The following is a 23735-nucleotide window of genomic DNA, read 5'->3' as shown; positions in this document are numbered from 1 at the left end:
TCCAAGGATTTTCAGGAGAACGACCCATGAAAGTAACCGTTATCGGAACCGGCTATGTCGGACTCGTCGCCGGCGCCTGCATCGCGGACTTCGGCTTCGACGTGACCTGCATCGACAAGGACGAGAGCAAGGTGGCGGCGCTGCGGGCCGGCAGCGTGCCGATCTACGAGCCGGGCCTGACGGAGATCGTCACCCGGACACAGGCCAATGGCAGTCTGCGCTTCGCCTCCGCCTATCAGGACGCGATTCCGCAGTCCGACGTGATCTTCATCGCCGTCGGCACCCCGACCAACGATGAGGACGGCAGCGCCGACATCTCTGCGGTGATCGCCGCGGCGGAGGAACTGGCGCCGCTGCTGCGCGGCCGCACGGTGATCGCGACCAAGTCGACCGTGCCGATCGGCACCGGCCAGCGCCTGGAAGCGCTGTTCGCCACCGTGGCACCGGAGGCCGACGTCGCCATCGTCTCCAATCCGGAGTTTCTGCGCGAAGGCAGCGCGGTGCGCGACTTCGTCGAGCCGGACCGGGTGGTCATCGGCGCCGAGACGGACTGGGCGGCCGCCGCCATGCGCGAACTCTACGGTCCGATCGAGGAGCGCGGCATCCCAGTACTCGTGGTCGACCGGTCGACGGCGGAGATCTCGAAATACGCGGCGAACAGCTTCCTCGCCACCAAGATCGCCTTCATCAACGAGGTGGCCGACCTGTGCGAGCAGGCGGGGGGCGACGTGCGCTCCGTGGCCGACGCGATCGGTCTCGACAGCCGCATCGGCAGCCAGTTCCTGAAGGCCGGCCCCGGCTTCGGCGGGTCCTGCTTCCCGAAGGACACCCGGGCCTTCGTGACCTCCTCCGAACGGCTTGGCATCCGCCAGCGCGTGGTGTCCGCCGCCGTTCATGCCAACGAGGCGCGCAAGCTGCATCTGGTGCAGCGGGTTGCCGACGCCTGCGACGGCGACCTGTCGAACGCGCGGGTGGCGGTGCTCGGCCTCGCCTTCAAGGCGGGAACCGACGATCTGCGGGAATCCCCCAGTCTGTTCGTGGTGCCGGAGCTCGTGCGTCGCGCCGCCGAGGTGCGGGCCCACGATCCGGTGGCGATGCCGGCGGCGCGGGAAACCTTCTCCGGCATCACCTACGGCGAGACCGTGGCCGAAACCCTCGATGGCGCCGATGTGGCGGTCATCCTCACCGACTGGCCGGAATACCGCGATCTCGACCCGGAGACGATGGCCCGCGCGATGCGGACCAACATTGTGGTCGACCTGCGCAACACGATGGACGCCGGCAAGTTGGAAGAGCACGGCGTGGCCGTGGTCGGTATCGGACGCCGGGATAGCCTGGACGATCTCGCCCAGGTGCCGCAGCCGAGCTTCGGTCAGGCAGCGGAGTGAGCCCCATGGGACAGCGAAACGAGAGACTGCGCTCGATCCTGAGCCGGAGGGGGCCGAAATCGGCCCTCCCCGTGCTCGCCAGCCTCGGGGTGACCGCCCTCGTGGCCACGATCCTGGTCGCCGGCCCAACCGGCACGGCCAGTTCGGGCGGCCTGCCGAAGATCGACAAGAAGGCGTCCGAGCCCACGGCGCCGATCGCCGCCTGCGCCGGCCGCTACGACCGGGTTTGGTCGCTGGACCTGCCCGCCGACCTGCCCGGTACCGGCGGCGTGGAGGACGCGCTGGCCAAGCGCGCCCTGACGATGGACCGGGTCTGGGGACTCGACGAGAACGTGACGGTCTCCAGCGGGGAGAACGGCGGCCGGCTGACGGTCCGCTACCCGAAGGATTCCATCAATCCGTCGAGCAAGGACAAGCGTCCCCTCGGCGGGGCCGGTTTCGTCGCTCGGCTGCTCCCGGACGACACCGAGCGCGCCTGTCTGCGTTACCGGGTGCGTTTCGAGGACGGGTTCGCGTTCGTGCGCGGCGGCAAGTTGCCGGGCCTCTACGGCGGCGAAGCCCCCTCCGGCGGCGAAAAGGTCGACGGCACCAAGGGCTTCAGCATGCGCCTCATGTGGCGGCGCGACGGCGAAGGCGAGGTCTACGCCTATGTCGCCAACAAGCAAACCGACTACGGCGCGAGCATCGGCCGCGGCAACTGGAGTTTCGAACCCGGCCGGTGGATGGAGATCCAGCAGGAGGTCGTGCTGAACGACCCCGACCGGGCCGACGGCATCGTGCGCGTCTGGATCGACGGCAAGCAGGTCATCGAGCAGACCGACCTCGTCTACCGCACGGTGGCCGATGCCGGCATCGACGGCCTGATGTTCAGCACCTTCTTCGGCGGCAGCAGCCGGAAATGGGCGAGCCCGAAGGATCAGACCGTCGATTTCGACAGCATCGAGCTGTTCGCGGGAGGCGCACCATGACGGAGCTGTTGCCGAGAACCATGCTCGGGATTGCCCGCGCCGCGGTGGCGGCCGTCTGCCTGACGGCCGCTCCGGCGGGGGCGGCGGACGAGTCCGCTCTGAAGGATGCCAACCTGGTGACGCCGGAGGACCGCAAGTCCTTCGACCTGTCCGGCTATACGGTCACCGACCCCTCGGCCGGATACTTCGACGTTGAGGCCCGCCGGCGCTGGCTGAAACAGCAGGATTCCGCCCTCATCAAACAGGAGATCGAGAAGCTCAGGCTTGGCAGCAGCTGCCGGAACCTGAAGGACCTGCCGGTGCTGAACGACCGCTTCGCCCTTCCCGGCTTTTACCCGCAACCGGATTCCTGGCGCCTCGCGGCCGAGCCGTTCTTCAAGTTCGAGGACGCGGTCTCCAAGCTCGCCGGCCGCTATGTGGTCACCGGCGATCCGTACTACGCTGAGTGCGTCGCCGACTTCCTGGGCCGCTGGGCCGACGGCGACGGCTTCCTGCATTTCGAATACAAGCCGACCACGCCCCAGGCTTGGTTCGCGGTGGAGTCCTCGCTGTTCGCCGCCGGCTTCAGCTATTCCATCTTGCGCGACGAGATCCGGGCGACCCGGCCCGAGGCGGCCGACAAGATCGAGGCGTGGCTGAAGGCCGCCTCCAGGCGCCATGCCGGCTTCCACACCATCGCCTTGTCCTGCTGCAACAACCACTTCTACCGACGCGGCCTGCACGCCTCCGTTATCGGCATCGCCACCGACGACGACGACCTGCTGCGGTTCGGCGTCAGCGCGATCTACTCGGCGCTGCGGGAGATGAATGCCGACGGGAGCCTGCCGCGCGAGATGCTGCGCGGCTCCCGCCGCCTCCACTATCAGAACTACGCCACGCTCTACCTGGTCTTCATCGCCGAGATGCTCGAGCGGCAGGGCTACGACATCTACGAGATGGAGGTCGACGGCCGCTCGCTGCACACGCTGGTCAACTACTCGCTCGACGCTCTGGAGGACCCGGACGCCTTCGCCGAACAGGTGGGCGAGCGTCAGGACCTCTGGTTCATGGACGACCCGCAGTATTTCGCCTGGATGGAGGTCTACGGCGCCCGCTTCCCCTCCGACCGGGTCGACCGCATCGTGCGGAGCCGGCGGCCGATCTACAACCGCAGCGCCGGCGGCTTCGTCACCCTCTACTTCTACCGCCCCAGCGAAACGGAACAGGAAACCGAGATCGCCACCCTGGCCGATCGCTCCTTCCGGCTGCGCGACGACTACTGCGCCAAGCACCCGCAATGGCGCGACGCGCGGGACACCGCCTGGCGCGTGGAATGCGAGGAGCGCCTGCACGCGCTGCAGGAAGGCGAGGATGCGGACCTGGGCGTCCCCGATCCCAAACTCATCGACAAGGGAGGCTGACCATGGCCCGAAAGATTCCGATACGCGCGTCCCGCCACGCCCTGATGGCCGCGGCCCTGGTGACGCTTACCGCCTGCGCCGGCGCCACCGGCGGATACTGGAAACTTCCCGGCGGGATGAAGGACGACTACCGCGAAGCCGAGGCGATGGCCGGCCGCGGCCAGTACGAGGCGGCCCTGCCGACTTTCCGGCGGCTGGCCGATGACGGCTATCCCCAGGGCAATTACGAGCTCGGCCGGGCCTATCTCAACGGCTGGGGCGTCGAACGGGACAAGGCGAAGGCCGCCGAATACCTGGAGCTGGCTACACAGAAACTGTCCCGTCGCCGCGGCCACGCGGCCTTCCAGCTCGGCACCCTCTATGCCGAGGGCGACGGAGTGCCGCGCGATCCGGCGCGGGCGGCCGAGCTGTTCCGGCTCGCGCTGGACACGAACAAGACGGTCGTGCCCTACGACCGGGCCGCCTATCCGCTCGCCGAGCTCTACGAGGCCGGAGAGGGCGTGCCCCGGGACATGGAGAAGGCCCGGGAGCTGTACGCGCGGGCCGCCCGGACCGGCGATCCGGACGCCCATCTCCGCCTCGCCCGAATGGACGCCGGCCCGGAGCATGCGTCGGAAGCGATCCGACTGCTGGAGATGCGGGCCGCCCAGGGAGAGACCTGGGCCATGACCAAACTGGCCCGACTCTACGAGGAGGGCGACATCGTCCCGGCCTCGCAATCAGATGCCCTCGCCTGGCGCCAGAAGGCCGCCGAAGCCGGCCATCTGCAGTCGCGCACCGATTACGGCCGCCGGCTGGTCGAGGGCGACGGTCTGGAGACCGATCCAGACCGCGGTCTGGCGATGATCCGCCGGAGCGCCGAGGACGGCCACGCCTACGCCCAGTCCCTGCTCGGCCGCTACTATGCCAAGGGCACGGGGATTCCCCGCGATCCCGTCCAGGCCTTCACCTGGCACGAGCGGGCCGCCGCCCAGGGTCAGGTCGGCTCCACCCTCTACCTCGCCCGCGCCTATCGCGACGGCGAGGGTGTGGCGCGCGATCCGGCAAAGGCCCGTCGGCTGTTCGAGACGGCGCGCGACATGGGGCACGACTCCGCCGATGTCGATCTCGGCAGGATGATGATCGCCCAGCCGACCGGCCCTGCCGATCTGCGCCAGGGCATCGACATCCTTGCCGCCGCCGCCGAGCAGGGCGACGCCAGCAGCGCCGCCACGCTCGGCCGGCTCTACGACAAGGGCGAGGCCCTGCCCCGCGACGACCGCAAGGCGCTGCGCTACTACAAGATCGCCGCCGAGGCCGGCGACGAGAAGGTCTATGGCGAGATCGGCCGGCTCTACATGGACGGGATCGGCGGTCAGCCGCCCCGCCCGGCCGAAGGGATGCGCTGGCTGGACAAGGCGATCGCCGCCGGCGACACCAGCGCCCGCACCGAGGTCGGCCGCGCCTATCTGGAAGGCCGCGGCGTCGACCCGGCGCCGGCGAAGGCCGAGCGCCTGCTGGGCCAGGCCGCCGCGGACGGCGACGCCTATGCCATGGTCCTGCTCGGCGATGCCCACCGCGAGGGTATGTTGCCAACGGCCGATCCCCGCTCGGCGGTCCGCTGGTACCGCAAGGCGGCGGATGCCGGCCGGGCCGATGCGATGCGCCGGCTGGCGGATCTCTACCTGGACGGCGAGGGCGTCAGCCCCGACGCCGACCGGGCGGTCGATCTGCTGGAGCGGGCCTCGGCCCAGGGCGACATGGCCGCCAAGGCGGATCTCGGACGCCTCTACATGGCGGGAGAGCGTGTCGCGGCCCGGCCGGAACGGGGTGCACGCCTGCTCCGCGAGGCGGCCCGTACCGGAAACCCGATCGCTATGCGCGTGCTCGGCCAGGCGCTGCTGAACGGAAGCGGCATCGCCGCCGATCTGCCGGCGGCCGAACGCTGGCTGGAGCAAGCCGTCGACAACGGCGACGTGCCCGCCATGGTCACGCTGGCCAGCGAACGGATCTCCGGCAAGCGGCTGGCGAAGGATGAGGCCGAAGGCGTCGATCTGCTGCGGCGGGCCGCCGATCGCGGCCATATCTACGCGCGCACCGCCCTGGCCAACGCCTATCTCGAAGGCGTCGGCGGCGAGAAGTGGCCGGACCGGGCGCTGGCGCTGCTGCGCGAGAGCGCGGAGCAGAACCACGCCTATGCCAAGGTGGTTCTCGGCCGCCTCTATCTCGACGGTAGGGTGGTCGAGCAGGATTACCAGAAGGGTGCGGAATACCTGCTGGAGGCGGCCCGCAGCGGCCATAGCGGCGCCCTGCTGACCATCGCCAAGGCCTATCTCGAGGTGCAGGGGGTGGCGTCGAACGAGGACGCCGCGATCCTGTGGCTCGACCGGGTCCTGCGCACGGACAACGTCGACACGATCAACAGCCTGGGCAACGCCCTGGCGGAGGCGGTGGAGCAGCGGCGTGTGCGGCGCGACAGCGCGCTCGGTGCGGCGCCCGGATAACCCAAAGTTCGAGAATTCGCCACCCTTTCGGCGGCGAATTCTCGATACATTGCTTCATGTTAAAGACCGGATCGTAAGTCTATGCAATCTATTACCGGTCAATCGGAATGTAAATCAGCGGAATACTCATAGATTATCTTTAATCATGATTATTTTTGGCCATACCTAGACTTCTATTATCGACAAGATGGGAGAGACAAATGAGATACGAACTTCTTACTGCCGCCGCGATCATAGGACTGTCGGGGTGCGTGGACACGTCGTCCACCAACTATCCGGCATTGGACGTCCTGTCCCCGGAGAACGTGCCGGTGACGGATTCGGCGCCCGTGCAGCGCCCGACCCGGCCCGAGCTGTCCTACGCGGTGAAATGGAGTTGCGTGTGGGACACCTTGCCGACGGAATGGGAACTGCCCGGCATCCAGATCGAACAGGGCCAAGCCTACGCGATCAACGAGTGGACGCGTCTGGGCGGTCCCGTTCGGACGACCGCCCAGGAAGGCGACATCGTCAACCTCACCGGCGAACGGCTGAGCAACGACGGCCACTGGTACCCGATGGCGATGGAAGGTCCGATCTACCGTGACCGCGAGTCGACACTGTTCGGCTACTGGAAAGGCGCCTCCTGCGAGGCCGACGTCACGCCGGTCCGCGCCGAAGCGCCCTCGCAAGATGCCACCGAGCCGTCCTAGCGGCGCTCGGGGGCGTCCATCGGCAGGCCGGCCTCCACGCAATCTTGATCGTGATGCATCTCGAAGACGGCGCGGCTCGGGACTATGTTCAGGGTCGCGACCTGTTCGAGAACAAGGAAAGGGCTGAGCCATGGCAGACAAGACCCAACGCGCCGTTCTGGCCGGCGGCTGTTTCTGGGGCATGCAGGATCTGATCCGCAAGCAGCCTGGGATCGTCGCCACACGCGTCGGCTATTCGGGCGGCGATGTGCCCAACGCGACGTACCGCAACCACGGCACCCATGCGGAGGCGATCGAGATCATGTTCGATCCCGCCCAGACCAGCTATCGCCAGATTCTGGAGTTCTTCTTCCAGATTCACGACCCGACCACGCCGAACCGGCAGGGCAACGATGTCGGCCCCAGCTACCGCTCAGCGATCTTCTATGCCGACGCCGCGCAAAAGGCGGAGGCGGAAGACACCATCGCCGATGTGGACGCGTCCGGCCTCTGGCCCGGCAAGGTGGTCACCGAAGTGGCGCCGCTGGGCGATTTCTGGGAGGCCGAGCCCGAGCACCAGGACTATCTGGAGCGGATTCCGAACGGCTATACCTGCCACTTCATCCGGCCGGGCTGGAAGCTTCCGCGCCGCGTCGACGCGGCCTGAGATCCGGATCCGCCGACGGACCCGCCCCGTCACCGGAACATCCGGTGACGGCGGCAATCCGGTGCTGTCGGCCGAGCGGCGTTACCCGCGCAGACAGACTGGCTCAGCGATACCAGCCATCGGCGATCGCCGCGCCGACGACCGCCCCCGTGACGCGTCCCGCATACTGGACAAAGGCGACCATCGCATGGTTCGCCGCCGTCGCGGTGGCCATCGCCGCTCCGGCCGCGCCGGCACCCATCTGCGACCCGGCGGCGCCGGCGAGTTGGGCCCCTCCGACGGCCGCACGCGGGGCCATCGCCGCGACATAGGCCGGGATAATCAGACCGTCCGTCAGAATCCCGGCCGCCACCCATCCGCCGACCGTGCCGGCCCCGACGGCGAGCATCCAATAGGGGTCGAACGAGGAGGAACTTGCCGCCGGCGCCGGCGGCACCTGCTGGGCGAGGGCGTCGGCGGGTGTCTGCATCAGAACAAACAATGCGACGAGCAGTGCGGCGGCCGTCTTCTTCACGGTGGTCATCTCATCCTCCCAGATCGATCAGAATTTCGCCTGTCCGGCGGCCTCCGCCGGCTCCCGTGCTCCGTTCGCGCCGGGATTCTCGGCCTGTCATGGAGACAGAAGAGGCTGGGCCGGGACAGTCGCAGAGTCCTTCGGTGCACAACCATCCCACGTTATCGGCGAAATGGGAATCCGTCCTGGAGGCCCTGTGTGCGGGCGTGGTTATCGGCGCGGCCGGAGAACCCAATGCCGCAGGTCGTAGGCCAGCTTGACCGTGGCCAGGATCGCCAATCCGCACAGCACCGCTTTCGACAGCGTCTCCATGGTGCCTTCGATGAGAAGGGCATGGATGACGCTGGACAGGACTGTGGCGGCCGCCAACCCGGTATGGGCAAGGCGCCACGCCCGGGGCCACCGGGCGACCGCGCCGCGCAGGGCAGCGACCAGGGCGGCGGCGAAGACGGCCCACATGGCGATCGCGCCCCAGAGCGAGAACGGGGTCGGCGAGCGGAACAGCAGGACGTCGATCACATCCGGCGGGCTGGTGACCCAGAGACCCGCGACATGCGCCACCACGGCCATGACCAGAGTGACACCGACCGTGCGGTGGAACCGCCGGGCTACGCGGACCGACAGACCGGGCATATAGCCGCCGATCAGCAGGGGCTGAACCAGCAGGAGGGCCAGGGCGACGATCCCGGCAAAGCCCGCCGCGATATAAACCGGCTGGCGCCAGGCAAGCAGCGGACTGAACGCGGCCGCCACCAGCGGCACGATGACAACGGCCGCCAGAACCGACCACGCAAGGACGGTCCTGGGTTCGGGCCTCCCCCTCAACGCCGTCGCCCTCAGGCCGGCTTCAGCACGAAATGCGCCTCCAGGCTGGTATCGCTCGAGCTGGCCATGACCGGCCGCAGGAACACGGTCTCGAAATCGCCGCTGTCATAGGCCAGATGCCCGTGCGGCTGGCCGAACGCCGGCACGATCTGCGGCATCTCCAGGCGGAAAACCCCGTTCTCGTCGGTGAGGGTCGCGCCGTGGCTGTGCGGGTCGCGTTCGTTCCCCTCGGTCGTGTGGGCCCAGATCTGGATGCGCTGTCCGGCGAGCGGGGCACCGTCGCCCGCGCGGCGGACGGTTCCCGACATCCAGAAGCCGCCGCCGCCGATCCGTTCCACGAGAGGCGCGTTGGGAAGATAGTTGTTAGAGCCGCCCCGCATGGACGGTGTGGCCGCGAGTTCCTGCGCCCGGACCTGGGTAACGAGCCCGGGGACGCCGGACGCCGCGATCGCGCCGACAGCGCCCAGGATCGTGCGGCGGGTTAGCGGATGAACTGCCATGAACGTCTCTCCTGCCATGCATTCTGTATAGCCGTCTCCGGCAGCCGTGACACATAGCTGGGCGCGGAAAACGGATTCCTTCCCGCAAGAGGTGGTGGATCCGGGGACGGCGATAAGCGCTCCTCACAGTCTCGTGACCGTCGCGTGCGCGCCGCCCCTGTCTGCCGGTCCTCTCGACAGCTTCGATCATCGTCAAGAGTCACGGGATCCATGGGTTCGCTGCGTCTTCCCGTTGCCCCTCCGCAACGGGCGACGGTCGTTGCCGGGCGTGTCCGAGCCGGCCGTCCCTGCGCCCCGGATCGCCCCTTCAAACGCGCGCCTGCGGTTGCCGCCGGAGACCTGCCGCGTACATATCTCCAACAAGGCTCCGGCGCAGGCCGCCCGGAATGCTGTTGCCCGAACGCTGTTGCCCCCCGCCGCCCCAGCCCGACCGAGGATCATGGATCTCACCGCCTCCCCTGTCGTCACCCTCTCCCGCGCCCGTCTGTCCTATCCGACCCCCGAAGGCGATCTGGAGGTCCTGAAAGGGATCGACCTTCAAATTGCCCCCGGCGAGATCGTCGCCGTCACCGGCCCCTCCGGATCAGGGAAATCCTCGCTGATCGCGGTGATCGGCGGGCTCGAGCCGGTGTCCGACGGCGAGGTCCGGGTGCTCGGCACCGACATGCTTGTGGAGAGTGAGCGCGGCCGCACCCTGCTGCGGCGCCGCGACATCGGCATCGTCTTCCAGGCCTACCACCTGGTCCCCTCGATGACGGCCCAACAGAACGCCGCCCTGCCGCTGACCCTGGCGGGTGCGGAGAACGCCCAGGCCCGGGCGACGGCCATGCTGGAGCGGGTGGGGCTCGGCCATCGGCTGACCCACCGTCCATCGGCCCTGTCCGGCGGCGAGCAGCAGCGCGTCGCCATCGCCCGCGCCTTCGTCGCCGCACCGCGCCTCGTGCTGGCGGATGAGCCGACGGGCAATCTCGACCAGCGCACCGGCGAGGTGGTGATCGAGACCATGTTCGAGCTGGCCCGTAGCTCCGGCGCCGCCCTGCTCCTGGTCACCCACGATCCTGCCCTGGCGGCCCGCTGCGACCGTACCCTGGTCATCGAAGGCGGCCGGGTGGTGTCCTGAGATGGACGGACGCGCCACCCTGACGGCCCGCGCCTCGGTGCTGCTCGCCCTGCTGCGTGCCGAAATCGGCTTCGGTATCCTCGGCCTGCGGCTGTTCATGGCCTGCGTGGTGATCGCCAGCGCCATGCTCGGCCTGATCTGGCTGCTCAGCGCCGGCCTCGCCGGTGCGATGGACGACAATGCCAAGCGCATTCTCGGCGGCGACGTGGCCGTAACGGTGGTGAACGCCCCCCTGGACGACGGCACGGCCGCCAGCCTGGAACGGATCGGCCGCACGTCCCGCGTGGTCGAACTCCGCTCCACCGCGGCTGCCGCGACTGCCGATGCCGAGGCCGCCCGGCGGATGACGGTTGAACTGAAGGCCGTCGACCGGGCCTACCCCCTGGTCGGGACGGTCGAGCTTTCCGGCGGCCGGGATCTGCAGGCCGCCCTCGACGGCGAGGACGGCCTGCCTGGCGCGGTGGTCGAGCCCGGACTGCTCGCCCGCCTCGGCCTCGCGGTCGGCGACAGCCTGCGCATTGGCGACCTCACCTTTCGGATCCGCGACACGCTGATCCGCGAACCGGACCGGCTGTCGGCCGGCAGCTTCCTGGTCGGCCCCCGGGTGCTGATCGCCCTGGACCGGCTCGAGGCCACGGGGTTGACCGGACGCGGCTCGCTGACCGAGTTCCGCACCAGGATCAGCTTCCCGGCGGACGCAGCGACCCCTGACCGGCTGCAGGCCGTGCAGGCCGCCGAACCGGACCGCGGCTGGGAGTTCCAGACGCCCGACGACGCGGCGGAACGGGTGCGCGAGGTGACGAACCGGACCATGACCTTCCTCGGCATTGCCGGTCTCGCGGCCTTCGCCGTCGGTCTCACCGGCGCCTGGGCGGCCGTCGCCCTGTGGATCGGCCGGCGGCACCGCACCATCGCCCAGTACCGACTGTCCGGCGCCACCGGCACGACGGTCGTCGCCCTGCATGCCGCGCTCGTGGCCATTGCCGCAGCGATCGCCCTGGCGGTCGGCCTGACGGTGGCGGCGATCGGGGCGGTCCTGCTGCTGGAGATGCTGACGGCGCGTCTGCATCTGCTGTGGACGCCGGGCGATCTGGGCGGTCAGATCGGGCTGGTGGCGCTGACCTTGAGCCTGGGGCTCGCCGGTGCGCTGGTGGCCGGGCTTTCGGCCATAACCCGGATCGCACCCTTACGGGCGATGCGCGGCGACACCGCCGCCACCGGCCTGCGCCATCGGGACGGGATCGTCGCCGTGGGCCTGCTGGCGCTCTCCGTCTCCCTCGCGATCGCCGGTCTGCCGAACCCGGCCATGGCGGTCGCGGCGGCGGGCGGTCTGGCCGCCGTCGCCGTCCTCCTCGCCCTGCTCGGCGCGGCGATCGCCGGCGCGGCGGGCCGGATCCCTGCGAACGGTTTCCTCGCCCTGGCGGTCCGGCAAGGCTTCGACTCCCGGCGTGCGGTGATGCTGCGGACCGTGGCTCTGGGCATCGGGATCGCCGGCATCACGGGGGTGGTGGCGGTCCAGCATTCGCTGCAGGCCGCCTTCGAGACCCAAATCCCCGAGAAGGCCCCCGCCCTGGTGCTGCTGGACGTCCAGGCCCCGCAGGTCGAGCTGATAAGCACGCGCGTGGCCGACGATCCGGCCCTCGGCGGGCTCCAGGCCACACCGTTCATGCGCACCCGGCTGCTGAAAGTGAACGGCCGACCGGTCGAGGAGGCCCTGGTCGATCCCGACAAGGACTGGGTGATCGACGGAGACCGCAGCTTCTCCTGGTCGGCGGCGCCCACCGGCGCGGAGCTGCTCGCCGGAGAGTGGTGGCCGGCGGACTACGACGGCCCGCCCCTGATCTCGGCCGAAGAGGACGTCATGCAGGCGTTCGATCTGAAGCCTGGGGACCGGGTGACCTACAGCGTTCTCGGCCGGGTCTTCACCTCGGACGTGGCGAATATCCGCAAGGAATACCACCGCACCATGCGCCCGGAGTTCCTGGTGATCGCCAGCCCCGAGCCGTTCCGGAATGCGCCCCATGGCTGGATCGTCTCGCTCCAGGGCAGCGACTCAGCGGCGTTGAACACCTTCACCTCGGAGCTGGCCCGGGATGCGCCGAACGTGACGGTGATCGACGTCCGGCGCCTGGTCAGCGATGCGACGGAGGTGGTGGAGGGCGCCATTCTGGGAACCCTGATGATCGCCGCGATCCTCCTGCTGGCGGGCGCCCTCTCCCTCGCCGCGACGGTGTCCGCCGATATCGATGCCCGCAGGAGCGAAGCCGTCGCCCTGTCGATCGTCGGCGCGACCCGCCGGGAGATCTCCCTGGCGCGGCTCTGCGAGACCGCCGCCACCGGCCTCGCCGCCGCCCTGGTCGGCGGATCTGCCGGACTGATCGGCAGCTGGTGGATCGCCGACGGCGCCTTGCGGGTGGATTGGATACCCGGCCTCGCCGCGGTCCTGCTTCCGGCGATCCTGGGCGTGCTGACCTCGATCGCCGCCGGTCTTGCCGGCGGTCTCAGCGCGCTTCCCCGCGGCCGCGGTCAGCTCGCCCGCATGTTGTCCGGATGAGAAAATTGCGTCCGGGCAGGTGCGAGGAGCCGCCAGCTTAGGGCGAGTGGTCGCCCGAGCCGGCCCCCAAGACCGAGATATCGATATTGGCCTTCGATTTGCTTTCGGATACCTTCGTTATCCCGGTGGTTGTCTGGCAGATATGATGGTGTTCCTCAGCGAGCGGCAGGCTGAGATTGTCGAACTGGCCAAACTGGACGGCCGGGTGCTCGTCGATGCGCTGTCGGAGCGTTTCGGCGTCACGCCTCAGACCATCCGCAAGGACCTCAACGATCTCTGCGATGCGAAGATCCTGCGGCGGATCCATGGCGGCGCCATCAATCCATCGGGAACGGAGAACGTCGAATACGAGCAGCGCCGCCGGATCGCGGCCGACGAGAAGGCGGCGATCGGCCGCCGCGCCGCAGGCCTCGTGCCCGACGGTGCGTCGCTCTTCATCAACATCGGGACGACGACCGAGGCCGTCTCCGAAGCCCTGGTCAATCATCGAAACCTGATGGTGATCACGAATAATCTCAACGTCGCCAACAGACTACGCCTGTCCCCGACGATCGACGTCGTGATTTCCGGCGGACTCGTCCGGCATGCGGATGGCGGCATCGTCGGCGAGGCCGCCGTGGATTTCATCCGCCAGTTCAAGGTCGACTACGCGATCATCGGGGCCTCGGCCATCGACAATGACGGGGCGCTCTTGGACTACGACTTTCGCGAAGTGAAAGTGGCGCAGGCGATCATTCAGAACGCCCGCAACGTGATCCTGGTCGCCGACTCCACGAAGTTCAAGAATTCGGCGCCGGTCCGGATCGCCCATGTTTCCCAGGTGAACAGCGTGGTCACGGACGCACGGGTGCCGCGGGATTTCCAGCTGCTTTGCCGCGAGAACGACGTGGACGTGATCCAGGTCACTCTGTGAGAGCAGGGCCGAACGCCGCGCGTCGCGTTTTCGGTTGTCGTTCGAATAATTTTCAAATAGCGTAAAACGTGAAAATAGCGAGGGCTCGACACCAGGGCCCCGAGTTCACGGGTGGAGACGCGTTTGGCAGATCGGCCTGTCGATATTGCCATCATCGGTGGCGGCGTTAACGGCTGCGGGATCGCACGCGACGCCGCCGGCCGCGGCCTGAGCGTCTTCCTCTGCGAGATGGGCGATCTCGCGCAGGGCACTTCCTCTGCCTCCACGAAGCTCTATCACGGCGGTCTCCGGTATCTGGAGTATCTCGAGTTCCGTCTCGTGCGCGAGGCCTTGGAGGAACGCGAGGTTCTGCTGAAGGCCATGCCGCACATCGCCTGGCCGATGCGGTTCGTCCTGCCGCACCACCGCGGACTTCGGCCCGCCTGGGTCCTGCGGCTCGGCCTGTTCATCTACGATCATCTCGGCCGACGCCGGAGCCTGCCCGGCACGCGGCGACTGGATCTCCGGACGAGCCCGATCGGTGCCGCCCTCAAGGAGTCCTTCACCGTCGGCTTCGAGTATTCCGACGGCTGGGTGCAGGATTCCCGGCTCGTCGTCCTGAACGCCCGCGCTGCGGCGCTGCAGGGTGCCTCGATCAATGTCCGCACCCGATGCGTTTCCGCAGAGCAGTCCGACGGACTGTGGCACCTGGAGGTCCGGGACTTCGATACCGGCGCAACGCGGACGATCCAGGCGCGAGCGCTGGTGAATGCCGGCGGACCCTGGGTGGGCGAGATCATCGGCACCTGCGTGCGGCTCAACACCAAGGACCGCATCCGCCTCGTCCGCGGCAGCCACATCGTCGTGCGCAAACGGTTCGAGCACGACCGGGCCTACATCTTCCAGAACGCCGACGGCCGCGTGATCTTCGCGATCCCCTACGAGGACGAGTTCACGCTGATCGGAACGACCGACCGGGACCATGAGGGCGCTCCCTCGGACGCGGTCTGCACGCCGGAGGAGACGGAATACCTGTGCTCCGCCGTCTCCGAGTATCTCCGCGACCCGGTGAGCCCGGAGGACGTGGTCTGGACCTATTCAGGCGTGCGGCCGCTCTACGACGACGGGGCCAAGTCGGCGACGGCGGCGACCCGCGACTACGTCCTGAAGGTCGAGCGGCCGTCCGGTGCGGCCCCCCTGCTCAATGTCTTCGGCGGCAAGATCACCACCTACCGGCGTCTGGCCGAGGCCGCAATGGAGAAGCTGCGCCCCTTCTTCCCGGATATGGGCGGCTCCTGGACAGCGTCTGCGGCATTACCGGGCGGCGACTTCCCCCTCGGCGGCGCCGGCGACCTGAGCGCGCGCCTGCGCGACCGATACCCCTTTGTCGACGAGGCCTGGGCGAACCGGCTGGTTCGGACCTACGGCACGGATGTCTTCAGCCTGCTCGGCGATGCATCGAGTGCCGCCGATCTCGGCCGCGACTTCGGCGCGACGCTCCGCGAGGCGGAAGTCCGCTGGCTGATGGAGCAGGAATGGGCGCGCCGTGCCGACGACATCGTGTGGCGGCGCACGAAGCTCGGTCTGCGGATGACGCCGGACCAGGTCCGGGCGTTGGACGACTGGATGCGGGCCTCGCCTGCGGCGGGAAGCCGGCAGGTGCGGGGATCGGGGTGACGAAAAGGACGGGAAGGCCGATCGCATGTCACTGAAGCTGGAAGCGGTCTCGAAATCGGTGGGGCTGGACACCCATATCCATCCGACCACGCTCGACTTCGCGTCCGGGTCGATGAACGTCCTTCTGGGCCCCACACTCTCCGGCAAGACCACCTTGATGCGCCTGATGGCTGGCCTCGATCAGCCGACGGAGGGACGGGTGTTCTGGCAGGGACGCGACGTGACGGGAATGCGCGTCCAGGACCGCCAGGTCGCGATGGTCTATCAGCAGTTCATCAACTATCCGTCCATGACGGTCTACGAGAACATCGCCTCGCCGCTGCGGATTCGGGGCCTGAGCTCGGGCGAAATCGACGCCAAGGTCCGCGCCGCCGCCGAGATGATGAAGCTGAACGCGCAGCTGCTCGACCGGCGGCCGCTGGAACTGTCCGGCGGCCAGCAGCAGCGCTGCGCCCTGGCACGGGCCCTGGTCAAGGATGCGGGCCTGGTCCTGCTGGACGAACCGCTGGCCAATCTCGATTACAAGCTGCGCGAGGAGCTGCGGGCCGAGATCCCCCGGATATTCGAGGAGTCGGGAGCGATCTTCGTCTACGCGACGACCGAGCCCCACGAGGCGCTGCTGCTCGGCGGCAACACCGCCTGCCTGTGGGAAGGCCGGGTCACCCAGTTCGGCCTCACGCCGTCGGTCTATCGCCGGCCGACGGACGCGACCACCGCGCGCGTCTTCTCCGACCCGCCGATGAACTTCGTCTCCGTGTCCAAGAGCGGCGGAGAGCTGATGATCGAGGACCGACGCCTGTCCTCCCAGTTCCCGTCCTTCCAGGGGCTGGCCGACGGTCCGTATCTGGCCGGCTTCCGCGCCAATCACCTCAAGATCGCCAAGACCTCGGACCGGGAACTCGCCTTCGACTGCCGGGTCGCCGGTACCGAGATCGCCGGCTCGGAGAGCTTCGTCCATGTCGATCATGGCGGAGAGCGCTGGGTCGCGCTGGTTCACGGCGTGCACGACCTGGCGCATCACACGGATCGCACGGTCTATGTCGATCCGGCCCATGTCTACGTCTTCGCTCCCGACGGAAGCCTCGCCGCCGCGGCGGCCTATGCAGAGGCGGGGTGACGGCGCGCCATGGCCAGGATCACCCTCTCAAATCTCGCCCATTCCTACGGCGGCAGTCCGAAAAGCCGGGACGAGTATCAGCTCAAGCCGACGATCGACCACGTGTGGCAGGACGGCGAGGCCTATGCCCTGCTGGGGCCGTCCGGCTGCGGCAAGACCACGCTGCTCAACATCATCTCGGGTCTCCTCGTTCCCTCCCAGGGCCGGATCCTGTTCGACGACACGGACGTCACCGGCCTGTCCACCGCGGCGCGCAACGTGGCGCAGGTGTTCCAGTTCCCGGTCGTCTACGACACCATGACGGTCTACGAAAACCTCGCCTTCCCGCTGCGCAACCGCGGCGGAAAACCGGATTACGTCGACCGCCGGGTCAAGACGATCGCCGAGATGATCGGTCTGACCGCGGATCTGGACCGCCGGGCCCAGGGGCTCACCGCAGACGCCAAGCAGAAGATCTCGCTCGGCCGCGGCATGGTCCGCGAAGACGTCTCCGCGATCCTGTTCGACGAGCCGCTCACGGTGATCGACCCGCACATGAAGTGGGAGCTGCGCACCGAGCTGAAGAACCTGCATCGCGAGTTCGGGCACACGATGATCTACGTGACCCACGATCAGACGGAGGCGCTGACCTTCGCCGACAAGGTCGTGGTCATGCTCGACGGCGAAGTGGTGCAGCTGGGAACGCCCGTCGACCTGTTCGAACGGCCCGAACACACCTTCGTCGGCTTCTTCATCGGCTCGCCCGGGATGAACGTCCTGCCGGCCGATGTCGATGGCGACACGGCCTTCGTCGGCGGGCACAGCGTGCCGCTCGGCCGGGATGTCGGCCGCCCCGGCACCAATGGTGTGGAGATCGGAATCCGCCCGGAATTCGTGCGTCTCTCCGACGGCGAGGACGGCCTGCCGGTGCGCGTGACCAGGGTGGAGGATGTGGGCCGGCATCTGGTGGTGCGGACCGACTTCAACGGCACGGAAGTCAACGTGATCGCGCCGGAGGGCACCAGCATCTCGGACCGGCACAACCGGATCCTGTTCGAGCCCGGCGCAGTGCACGTCTATTCGAACGGCTGGATCGTCGGCAGCGGCGAGCAATCCGCGAACCGGGGAGGCCGGGGATGAACAAGACGCTCAACCAGCGTGCCTGGTGGATGGTCCTGCCGGTCCTGATCCTGGTGGCAATGAACGCGGTCATCCCGCTGATGACGGTGGTGAACTTCTCGGTTCAGGAGGAGTTCTACGGCGAGTTCTCCTTCATCGGCGTCCAGTGGTTCGCCGACACGCTGACCGACGAGCGGTTCCAGAACGCCCTGCTGCGCCAGCTCGGCTTCACCTTCACCATCCTGGCGATCGAGATCCCGCTCGGCATCGCCATCGCCCTCACCATCCCGCGGTCGGGCGTCTGGGCCTCCGTCTGCCTCGTGCTGATGGCCCTGCCGCTGCTGATCCCCTGGAACGTTGTCGGCGCCATGTGGAACATCTACGCGCTGCCGGATATCGGGTTCCTCGGTTACATGCTGAACGCCGGCGCCGGGCTGTTCGGCCACGACCCGGCGAGCGGTCCCTGGTTCGACTACACCCAGGAACCGGTGGCCGCCTGGTTCACCGTCATCCTGATGGACGTCTGGCACTGGACGTCGCTGGTGGTGCTGCTGGCCTATGCCGGACTGCAGTCGATCGACAACGCCTACTATCAGGCCGCGCGGATCGACGGCGCCTCGTCCTGGGCGGTGTTCCGCTACATCCAGCTGCCGAAGATGAAGCACACGCTCACGATCGCGGTGCTGCTGCGCTTCATGGACAGCTTCATGATCTACACCGAGCCATCGGTTCTGACCGGCGGCGGTCCGGGCAACTCGACCACCTTCCTGTCCATCGATCTGGTGAAGATCGCCCTCGGCCAGCAGGACCTCGGCAATGCCGCGGCGATGAGCATCATCTACTTCCTGATGATCCTCCTGGTGAGCTGGCTGTTCTACACGCTGACCATGCAGGGAGGAAAACGATGAGCAAACGCTGGATCGTCCCGACGCTCTACATCCTCTTCCTCATGCTGCCGATCTACTGGCTGCTGAACATGTCGTTCAAGACGACGAACGAGATCCTCGGCGGCTTCTCGATGTTTCCGCAGGAGTTCACGGTCGAGAGCTACGTCAAGATATTCACCGATCCGACCTGGTATTCCGGCTACATCAACTCGATCATCTACGTCGTCATCAACATGGTGATCTCGGTCGCCGTGGCGCTGCCGGCGGCCTACGCCTTCTCGCGCTACCGCTTCCTCGGCGACAAGCATCTGTTCTTCTGGCTGCTGACCAACCGCATGGCGCCGCCGGCGGTGTTCGCCCTGCCGTTCCTGCAGCTCTATTCGACCATGGGACTGCTGGACACGACCCTGGCCGTCGCGCTCGCCCACTGCCTGTTCAACATCCCGCTGGCGGTCTGGATCCTCGAAGGGTTCATGTCGGGCGTGCCGAAGGAGATCGACGAGACCGCCTATATCGACGGCTACTCCTTCCCGAAGTTCTTCGTGAAGATCTTCATGCCGCTGATCGCGTCGGGGATCGGCGTGACCGCCTTCTTCTGCTTCATGTTCTCCTGGGTGGAGATGCTGCTGGCGAAGACGCTCACCACCGTCCAGGCCAAGCCCATCGCCGCGGTGATGACCAAGACGGCGTCGACCTCCGGATACGAGCTCGGCCTGCTGGCGGCGGCCGGCGTGCTGACCATCATCCCGGGCGCCATCGTCATCTATTTCGTGCGCAACTACATCGCGAAGGGCTTCGCGATGGGGAGGGTCTGACCATGCGATGGATCCTTCCGACCGTCCTGGCGACGCTGGTTCCGACGCTTGCACTCGCCCAGAACACGGACCCCACGGGCGTCTCGTTTCTCGGCTGGATGGCCTGGACCTGGCAGACGGCCCTGTTCTTCGCCTGCATCGCCGCCGCCCTGCTGACCATGACGATCTGGGAGATCGCGCGGCCGGGCGGCGATCCGCGGGAACCCGGAATCCTGGGCATCAACACGACCCGGGGCGACCGGCTGTTCATCTCGCTTCTGAGCGCCGCCTACATCCATCTGGCCTGGCTCGCCCTGTTCACCGGCCCGCTCTGGTGGGCCTCGATCATCGCCCTGTTCTGGGCGGCGGCGGTGGCGAAATGGGTCTGACGAAATCGGCTTCGCACGGGGGTCTCCGGACGAAGACGTAAAGGCACGCGGAAAGCGTGCGGATCACCCCGGCCCCGGCCGGGACAAGGAACCTCATAGGAGGAAACCAATGAGAAAGTCTCTGATAGCAGGTTTGGCTGCCAGCGGACTTCTTTGGGGAGGCCAGGCATTCGCAGACATGGCCGCCGCGGAGAAGTGGATCGACGACGAATTCCAGCAATCCGTCCTGAGCCGGGCGGATCAGCTGAAGGAAATGGAGTGGTTCATCAAGGCCGCGGAGCCGTTCCGGGGCATGGAGATCAACGTCCTCTCCGAAACGATCCCGACCCATACCTATGAGTCGGAAGTCCTGACCAAGGCGTTCGAGGAGATCACCGGCATCAAGGTGAACCACCAGCTGCTCGGCGAGGGCGAGGTGGTGCAGGCGGTCCAGACCCAGATGCAGACCCGCCGCAATCTCTACGACGGCTACATCAACGACTCCGACCTGATCGGAACGCATTCGCGTCTGCAGCTCGCCTACAATCTTTCCGACCAGATGGCCGGCGACTGGAAGGCGGCCACCAACCCGATGCTCGATCTCGACGATTTCATGGGGATCAGCTTCACCACCGGACCGGACGGCAAGCTCTACCAGCTGCCGGACCAGCAGTTCGCCAACCTCTACTGGTTCCGCAAGGACTGGTTCGACCGCAAGGACCTCCAGGATCAGTTCAAGGAGCGCTACGGCTACGATCTCGGCGTGCCGGTGAACTGGTCGGCCTATGAGGACATCGCCGAGTTCTTCAGCGTGCACGTCAAGGAGATCGACGGCGTCCGGATCTACGGCCACATGGACTACGGCAAGCGCGCGCCGGATCTCGGCTGGCGCATGACCGACGCCTGGCTGTCCATGGCCGGCGCCGGCTCGCCGGGCGAACCGAACGGCGTCCCGATCGACGAGTGGGGTATCCGCATGGAGTCCGGGTCCTGCAACCCGGCGGGTGCCAGCGTCAGCCGCGGCGGCGCCACCAACGGCCCAGCCGCCGTCTACGCGATCCGCAAGTGGGACGAGTGGCTGCGCGCCTACGCCCCTCCGGGTGCGGCCAGCTACGACTTCTACCAGTCGCTCCCGGCCTTGAGCCAGGGCAACGTCGCCCAGCAGATCTTCTGGTACACCGCCTTCACCGCGTCGATGGTGGCCCCGAAATCCGAGGGCAACAACACCGTGGACGACAGCGGCAAGCCGCTCTGGCGGATGGCGCCGTCGCCGCACGGCCCGTACTGGCAGGAAGGGCAGAAGGTCGGATACCAGGACGCCGGGTCCTGGACGTTCCTGAAGTCGACTCCGAGCGACCGTGCCCAGGCCGCCTGGCTCTACGCCCAGTTCGCGGTGTCGAAGACCGTGGATGTCCGAAAGAGCCATGTGGGACTGACCTTCATCCGCGACAGCACGGTGCGGCATGAGAGCTTCACGGAGCGCGCGCCGAATCTGGGCGGTCTGATCGAGTTCTACCGCTCGCCGGACCGGGTCCGCTGGTCGCCGACCGGGATCAACGTGCCGGACTATCCGAAGCTGGCCCAGCTCTGGTGGCAGCAGATCGGTGACGTCAACTCCGGCGCCTTCACCCCGCAGGAGGCCATGGACCGTCTCGCCGGCGAGATGGACACGATCATGGCCCGCATGCAGCGGGCGGACGAGTCGAGCAACGTCTATGGCGGCTGCGGTCCGCGGCTGAACGAGGCGAAGGATCCCTCGGAATGGCTGGGCAAGCCGGACGGCCCGAAGGCCAAGCTCGACAATGAGAAGCCGAAGGGCGAGACGATCCCGTACGAAGAGATCGTCAAGCGCTGGCAGTAAGAGTATCTACAGCAGCAAGACAGGCGCCGGGGCCCTAGGGTTCCGGCGCTTTCTTTTTGAAAGCGGCCTCATCGATTGCGGCGCCGCGCGCGAAAAGTTCCTATCATGACTTTGCGCTAAACTGATCTGCCTGGAGGTGCCGATGCTGCGTAGAACCGTTCTCCGTCTCCTTGGATCGACCGGCCTGTCGGCGCTCTGGCCGGCGTCTGTCGGCTTCGCTGCGAGCGGGGGCGCTGCCCGGGTCCGGCCGAGCGACGTGAACTGGCCCACGGTGCGGGAGTGGCAGGCGTTGGCCGACCGTCTCGACGGCGCGCTGGAGGACTCCCGCTCCGCTTTCGACGCCCTGCTCGAAGAGAACGGCGGCAAGGTCACCGACACGGTCCTGCAGAAGCTGGTGAACCCGTTCTATCTCCAGGACTTCTCCGGCTCCACCCAGTCCCAGGGATGGCTCGACGGCTGGAAGAGCGCGCAGTCGGCAAAGGTCGGCATCCCGAAGAATGCGCAGGACGTCGCCGAACTGGTCAAATTCGCCCGCGAACACAATCTGCGCCTGGTGATCAAGGGCGGCGGGCACTCCTACTACGGTCAGTCCAACGCGCCGGACAGCCTGCTGGTCTGGACCCGGGACCTGACGGGGATCGAGTTGCACGACAGCTTCGTCCCCCAGGGCGGCACCGGTGCCGGCGTGCCGGCGGTGAGCGTCGCGTCGGGCGAGAAGTTCATCTCGCTCTACGGCGAGGTGGTGGTGAAGGGCGGCCGCTACGTTCAGGGCGGCGGGTGCACGTCCGTCGGGGTCGGAGGCCATGCCCAGAGCGGCGGGTTCGGCCATTTCTCGAAATTCGGCGGCATGACGGCGGCGAACCTGCTGGAAGCCGAGATCGTGGTGGCCAGCGGCGAGGTCCTCATCGCCAACGCCTACCAGAACAGCGACCTGTATTGGGCCCTGAAAGGCGGCGGTGCCGGCTGGGGCATCACCACGCGCCTGACCCTGGCGACCCGCGACCTGCCCGACCGCTTCGGCTTCATCGGCTTCGGCGTCCAGGCCCGGGACGAAAAGGCGTTCCGTACTCTGGTCGAGGCGTTCATCGCCGTCGCCCGGGACAATCTGGTGAGCCCGGCATGGGGCGAGCAGGTGCATTTCGCCCCCGACCATCGCATGTTCGTCAAGATGACCTTCATCGACCTGCCGCTGGACGAGGTGAGACGGATCTGGGCGCCGGTGCTCGATCTCGCCGCCTCCGACGGCTACGGCCTCACCGACGACCTCGTCCTTTTCGACGCGCCGGCGCGGCACTGGTGGGACCTCGACTACTGGGTCAAGGAACGGCCCGGGGTGATCGAGATCGATCGGGCATCCAGCAACGCCGGCACCCGCTATTTCTGGAACGGCGACAATGGCGAGACCAACGTGTTCTGGGCCGGCTACGAGTCGGCCTGGCTGTCACAGAGCCTGCTGGACGCCCCGAAATCCACCACACTGGCCGACACCATCATTGATGCGGCCAAGCTGATCCGCTTCGCGCTCCACTTCCAGAAGGGATTGGCCGGCGCCGGCGAGGATCGCCTGGCGGACGCGCGCGACACGCCGGTCCATCCCTCGGTACTGGACGCCTTCGCGCTGCTGCTGGTGGCTGGGGCCGAACAGCACGTCTTTGACGGCGTCGAGGGACACGAGCTGGACGAGGCAGCCATGCGGATCAAGTCCGGCCGGATCAAGGGTGTCTACGACCGGTTCCGCGCCATTGAACCTGAAACCGGGTCCTATTCCGCCGAGATGAACTTCCACGAGACCGACTGGCAGTCGGCGGCCTGGGGCGACAATTATCCCCGGCTGCTGGCGATCAAGAACCGCTACGACCCCGAAGGTCTCTTCACGGGCCACCACCAGGTCGGCAGCGAGTATTGGAGCAAGGACGGTTTCGTGCGTCTGCGGGGAGATGACGGCTGACCT

20 protein-coding genes are annotated in these 23735 nt (G+C 67.5%); 17 read left to right on the top strand and 3 right to left on the bottom strand.

The features are described from left to right. Window positions 1–26: 26 nt before the first annotated feature. The 6 genes from T8K17_RS13945 (at window position 27) to msrA (ending at window position 7577) form a co-directional block, all read left to right on the top strand. Complete coding sequence (locus tag T8K17_RS13945) at window positions 27–1388, top strand: UDP-glucose/GDP-mannose dehydrogenase family protein (protein ID WP_322330338.1); 1362 nt, start codon at window positions 27–29, stop codon at window positions 1386–1388. 5 nt (window positions 1389–1393) lie between these two features. Then, window positions 1394–2356 carry a polysaccharide lyase gene (locus tag T8K17_RS13940; RefSeq protein WP_322330337.1) on the top strand — a complete coding sequence of 321 codons (963 nt, stop codon included), beginning with the start codon at window positions 1394–1396 and terminating at the stop codon, window positions 2354–2356. After that, window positions 2353–3756, top strand: coding sequence for an alginate lyase family protein (locus T8K17_RS13935; protein ID WP_322330336.1), 1404 nt, complete (start codon window positions 2353–2355; stop codon window positions 3754–3756). The genes T8K17_RS13940 and T8K17_RS13935 overlap by 4 nt, the downstream gene beginning before the upstream one ends. A gap of 2 nt (window positions 3757–3758) precedes the next feature. Next, entirely contained in the window at window positions 3759–6239 is a 2481-nt protein-coding gene (locus T8K17_RS13930) for a hypothetical protein (protein WP_322330335.1), read from the top strand. A 200-nt stretch (window positions 6240–6439) separates the two neighbouring features. Continuing rightward, window positions 6440–6931, top strand: coding sequence for a hypothetical protein (locus T8K17_RS13925; RefSeq protein WP_322330334.1), 492 nt, complete (start codon window positions 6440–6442; stop codon window positions 6929–6931). Between the two features lie 130 nt (window positions 6932–7061). Next, window positions 7062–7577: a peptide-methionine (S)-S-oxide reductase MsrA gene (msrA, locus tag T8K17_RS13920; RefSeq protein ID WP_322330333.1), complete on the top strand. Its 516-nt coding sequence runs from the start codon at window positions 7062–7064 to the stop codon at window positions 7575–7577. 103 nt (window positions 7578–7680) lie between these two features. Here msrA and T8K17_RS13915 read toward each other — a convergent pair whose 3' ends face one another. The 3 genes from T8K17_RS13915 to T8K17_RS13905 form a co-directional block, all read right to left on the bottom strand. Beyond that, complete coding sequence (locus T8K17_RS13915; RefSeq protein ID WP_322330332.1) at window positions 7681–8100, bottom strand: hypothetical protein; 420 nt, start codon at window positions 8098–8100, stop codon at window positions 7681–7683. 201 nt (window positions 8101–8301) lie between these two features. Continuing rightward, complete coding sequence (locus T8K17_RS13910; protein WP_322330331.1) at window positions 8302–8853, bottom strand: ferric reductase-like transmembrane domain-containing protein; 552 nt, start codon at window positions 8851–8853, stop codon at window positions 8302–8304. A 74-nt stretch (window positions 8854–8927) separates the two neighbouring features. Then, window positions 8928–9416, bottom strand: a complete 489-nt coding sequence (locus T8K17_RS13905; RefSeq protein WP_322330330.1) for a hypothetical protein — start codon at window positions 9414–9416, stop codon at window positions 8928–8930. A gap of 439 nt (window positions 9417–9855) precedes the next feature. Between T8K17_RS13905 and T8K17_RS13900 the strand changes: the two genes are divergently transcribed. From T8K17_RS13900 to T8K17_RS13850, 11 genes are all read left to right on the top strand, one after another. Then, window positions 9856–10536 (top strand): ABC transporter ATP-binding protein, encoded by a 681-nt coding sequence (locus T8K17_RS13900; protein ID WP_322330329.1) that lies wholly within the window; start codon window positions 9856–9858, stop codon window positions 10534–10536. Between the two features lies 1 nt (window position 10537). Beyond that, window positions 10538–13090, top strand: a complete 2553-nt coding sequence (locus T8K17_RS13895) for an ABC transporter permease (RefSeq protein WP_322330328.1) — start codon at window positions 10538–10540, stop codon at window positions 13088–13090. Window positions 13091–13235: 145 nt separating this feature from the next. Beyond that, complete coding sequence (locus tag T8K17_RS13890) at window positions 13236–14003, top strand: DeoR/GlpR family DNA-binding transcription regulator (RefSeq protein WP_416153199.1); 768 nt, start codon at window positions 13236–13238, stop codon at window positions 14001–14003. 123 nt (window positions 14004–14126) lie between these two features. Then, window positions 14127–15659: a glycerol-3-phosphate dehydrogenase gene (glpD, locus tag T8K17_RS13885; RefSeq protein WP_322330326.1), complete on the top strand. Its 1533-nt coding sequence runs from the start codon at window positions 14127–14129 to the stop codon at window positions 15657–15659. Window positions 15660–15684: 25 nt separating this feature from the next. Continuing rightward, entirely contained in the window at window positions 15685–16776 is a 1092-nt protein-coding gene (locus tag T8K17_RS13880) for an ABC transporter ATP-binding protein (RefSeq protein ID WP_322330325.1), read from the top strand. 9 nt (window positions 16777–16785) lie between these two features. Further along, the gene (locus T8K17_RS13875) at window positions 16786–17895 is read left to right on the top strand and encodes an ABC transporter ATP-binding protein (protein WP_322330324.1); all 1110 of its coding nucleotides are present in this window, start codon (window positions 16786–16788) and stop codon (window positions 17893–17895) included. Next, window positions 17892–18782 (top strand): sugar ABC transporter permease, encoded by an 891-nt coding sequence (locus T8K17_RS13870; protein ID WP_322330323.1) that lies wholly within the window; start codon window positions 17892–17894, stop codon window positions 18780–18782. The genes T8K17_RS13875 and T8K17_RS13870 overlap by 4 nt, the downstream gene beginning before the upstream one ends. Then, a complete protein-coding gene (locus T8K17_RS13865) occupies window positions 18779–19576 on the top strand; it encodes a carbohydrate ABC transporter permease (protein WP_322330322.1) in 798 nt (265 codons plus the stop codon). Before T8K17_RS13870 ends, T8K17_RS13865 begins: the two co-directional genes overlap by 4 nt. Before the next feature lie 2 nt (window positions 19577–19578). Then, the gene (locus T8K17_RS13860; protein ID WP_322330321.1) at window positions 19579–19944 is read left to right on the top strand and encodes a DUF2160 domain-containing protein; all 366 of its coding nucleotides are present in this window, start codon (window positions 19579–19581) and stop codon (window positions 19942–19944) included. Window positions 19945–20122: 178 nt separating this feature from the next. Continuing rightward, window positions 20123–21784 (top strand): ABC transporter substrate-binding protein, encoded by a 1662-nt coding sequence (locus T8K17_RS13855; protein ID WP_322330320.1) that lies wholly within the window; start codon window positions 20123–20125, stop codon window positions 21782–21784. Between the two features lie 142 nt (window positions 21785–21926). Then, on the top strand, window positions 21927–23732 hold the full coding sequence (locus T8K17_RS13850; RefSeq protein ID WP_322330319.1) for an FAD-binding oxidoreductase: 1806 nt from the start codon (window positions 21927–21929) through the stop codon (window positions 23730–23732). Window positions 23733–23735 lie beyond the last annotated feature (3 nt).

It is taken from the genome of Thalassobaculum sp. OXR-137 (genome assembly GCF_034377285.1).
Lineage (GTDB): Bacteria > Pseudomonadota > Alphaproteobacteria > Thalassobaculales > Thalassobaculaceae > Thalassobaculum.
This window is presented reverse-complemented; position numbering and strand designations above follow the sequence as displayed.

Bases quoted from the DNA above. Each gene is read 5' to 3' on its own strand.
- T8K17_RS13945 (WP_322330338.1), top strand. From the start codon at position 27: ATGAAAGTAACCGTTATCGGAACCGGCTATGTCGGACTCGTCGCCGGC.
- T8K17_RS13940 (WP_322330337.1), top strand. From the start codon at position 1,394: ATGGGACAGCGAAACGAGAGACTGCGCTCGATCCTGAGCCGGAGGGGG.
- T8K17_RS13935 (WP_322330336.1), top strand. From the start codon at position 2,353: ATGACGGAGCTGTTGCCGAGAACCATGCTCGGGATTGCCCGCGCCGCG.
- T8K17_RS13930 (WP_322330335.1), top strand. From the start codon at position 3,759: ATGGCCCGAAAGATTCCGATACGCGCGTCCCGCCACGCCCTGATGGCC.
- T8K17_RS13925 (WP_322330334.1), top strand. From the start codon at position 6,440: ATGAGATACGAACTTCTTACTGCCGCCGCGATCATAGGACTGTCGGGG.
- msrA (WP_322330333.1), top strand. From the start codon at position 7,062: ATGGCAGACAAGACCCAACGCGCCGTTCTGGCCGGCGGCTGTTTCTGG.
- T8K17_RS13915 (WP_322330332.1), bottom strand. From the start codon at position 8,100: ATGACCACCGTGAAGAAGACGGCCGCCGCACTGCTCGTCGCATTGTTT.
- T8K17_RS13905 (WP_322330330.1), bottom strand. From the start codon at position 9,416: ATGGCAGTTCATCCGCTAACCCGCCGCACGATCCTGGGCGCTGTCGGC.
- T8K17_RS13900 (WP_322330329.1), top strand. From the start codon at position 9,856: ATGGATCTCACCGCCTCCCCTGTCGTCACCCTCTCCCGCGCCCGTCTG.
- T8K17_RS13895 (WP_322330328.1), top strand. From the start codon at position 10,538: ATGGACGGACGCGCCACCCTGACGGCCCGCGCCTCGGTGCTGCTCGCC.
- T8K17_RS13890 (WP_416153199.1), top strand. From the start codon at position 13,236: ATGGTGTTCCTCAGCGAGCGGCAGGCTGAGATTGTCGAACTGGCCAAA.
- T8K17_RS13880 (WP_322330325.1), top strand. From the start codon at position 15,685: ATGTCACTGAAGCTGGAAGCGGTCTCGAAATCGGTGGGGCTGGACACC.
- T8K17_RS13875 (WP_322330324.1), top strand. From the start codon at position 16,786: ATGGCCAGGATCACCCTCTCAAATCTCGCCCATTCCTACGGCGGCAGT.
- T8K17_RS13870 (WP_322330323.1), top strand. From the start codon at position 17,892: ATGAACAAGACGCTCAACCAGCGTGCCTGGTGGATGGTCCTGCCGGTC.
- T8K17_RS13865 (WP_322330322.1), top strand. From the start codon at position 18,779: ATGAGCAAACGCTGGATCGTCCCGACGCTCTACATCCTCTTCCTCATG.
- T8K17_RS13860 (WP_322330321.1), top strand. From the start codon at position 19,579: ATGCGATGGATCCTTCCGACCGTCCTGGCGACGCTGGTTCCGACGCTT.
- T8K17_RS13855 (WP_322330320.1), top strand. From the start codon at position 20,123: ATGGCCGCCGCGGAGAAGTGGATCGACGACGAATTCCAGCAATCCGTC.
- T8K17_RS13850 (WP_322330319.1), top strand. From the start codon at position 21,927: ATGCTGCGTAGAACCGTTCTCCGTCTCCTTGGATCGACCGGCCTGTCG.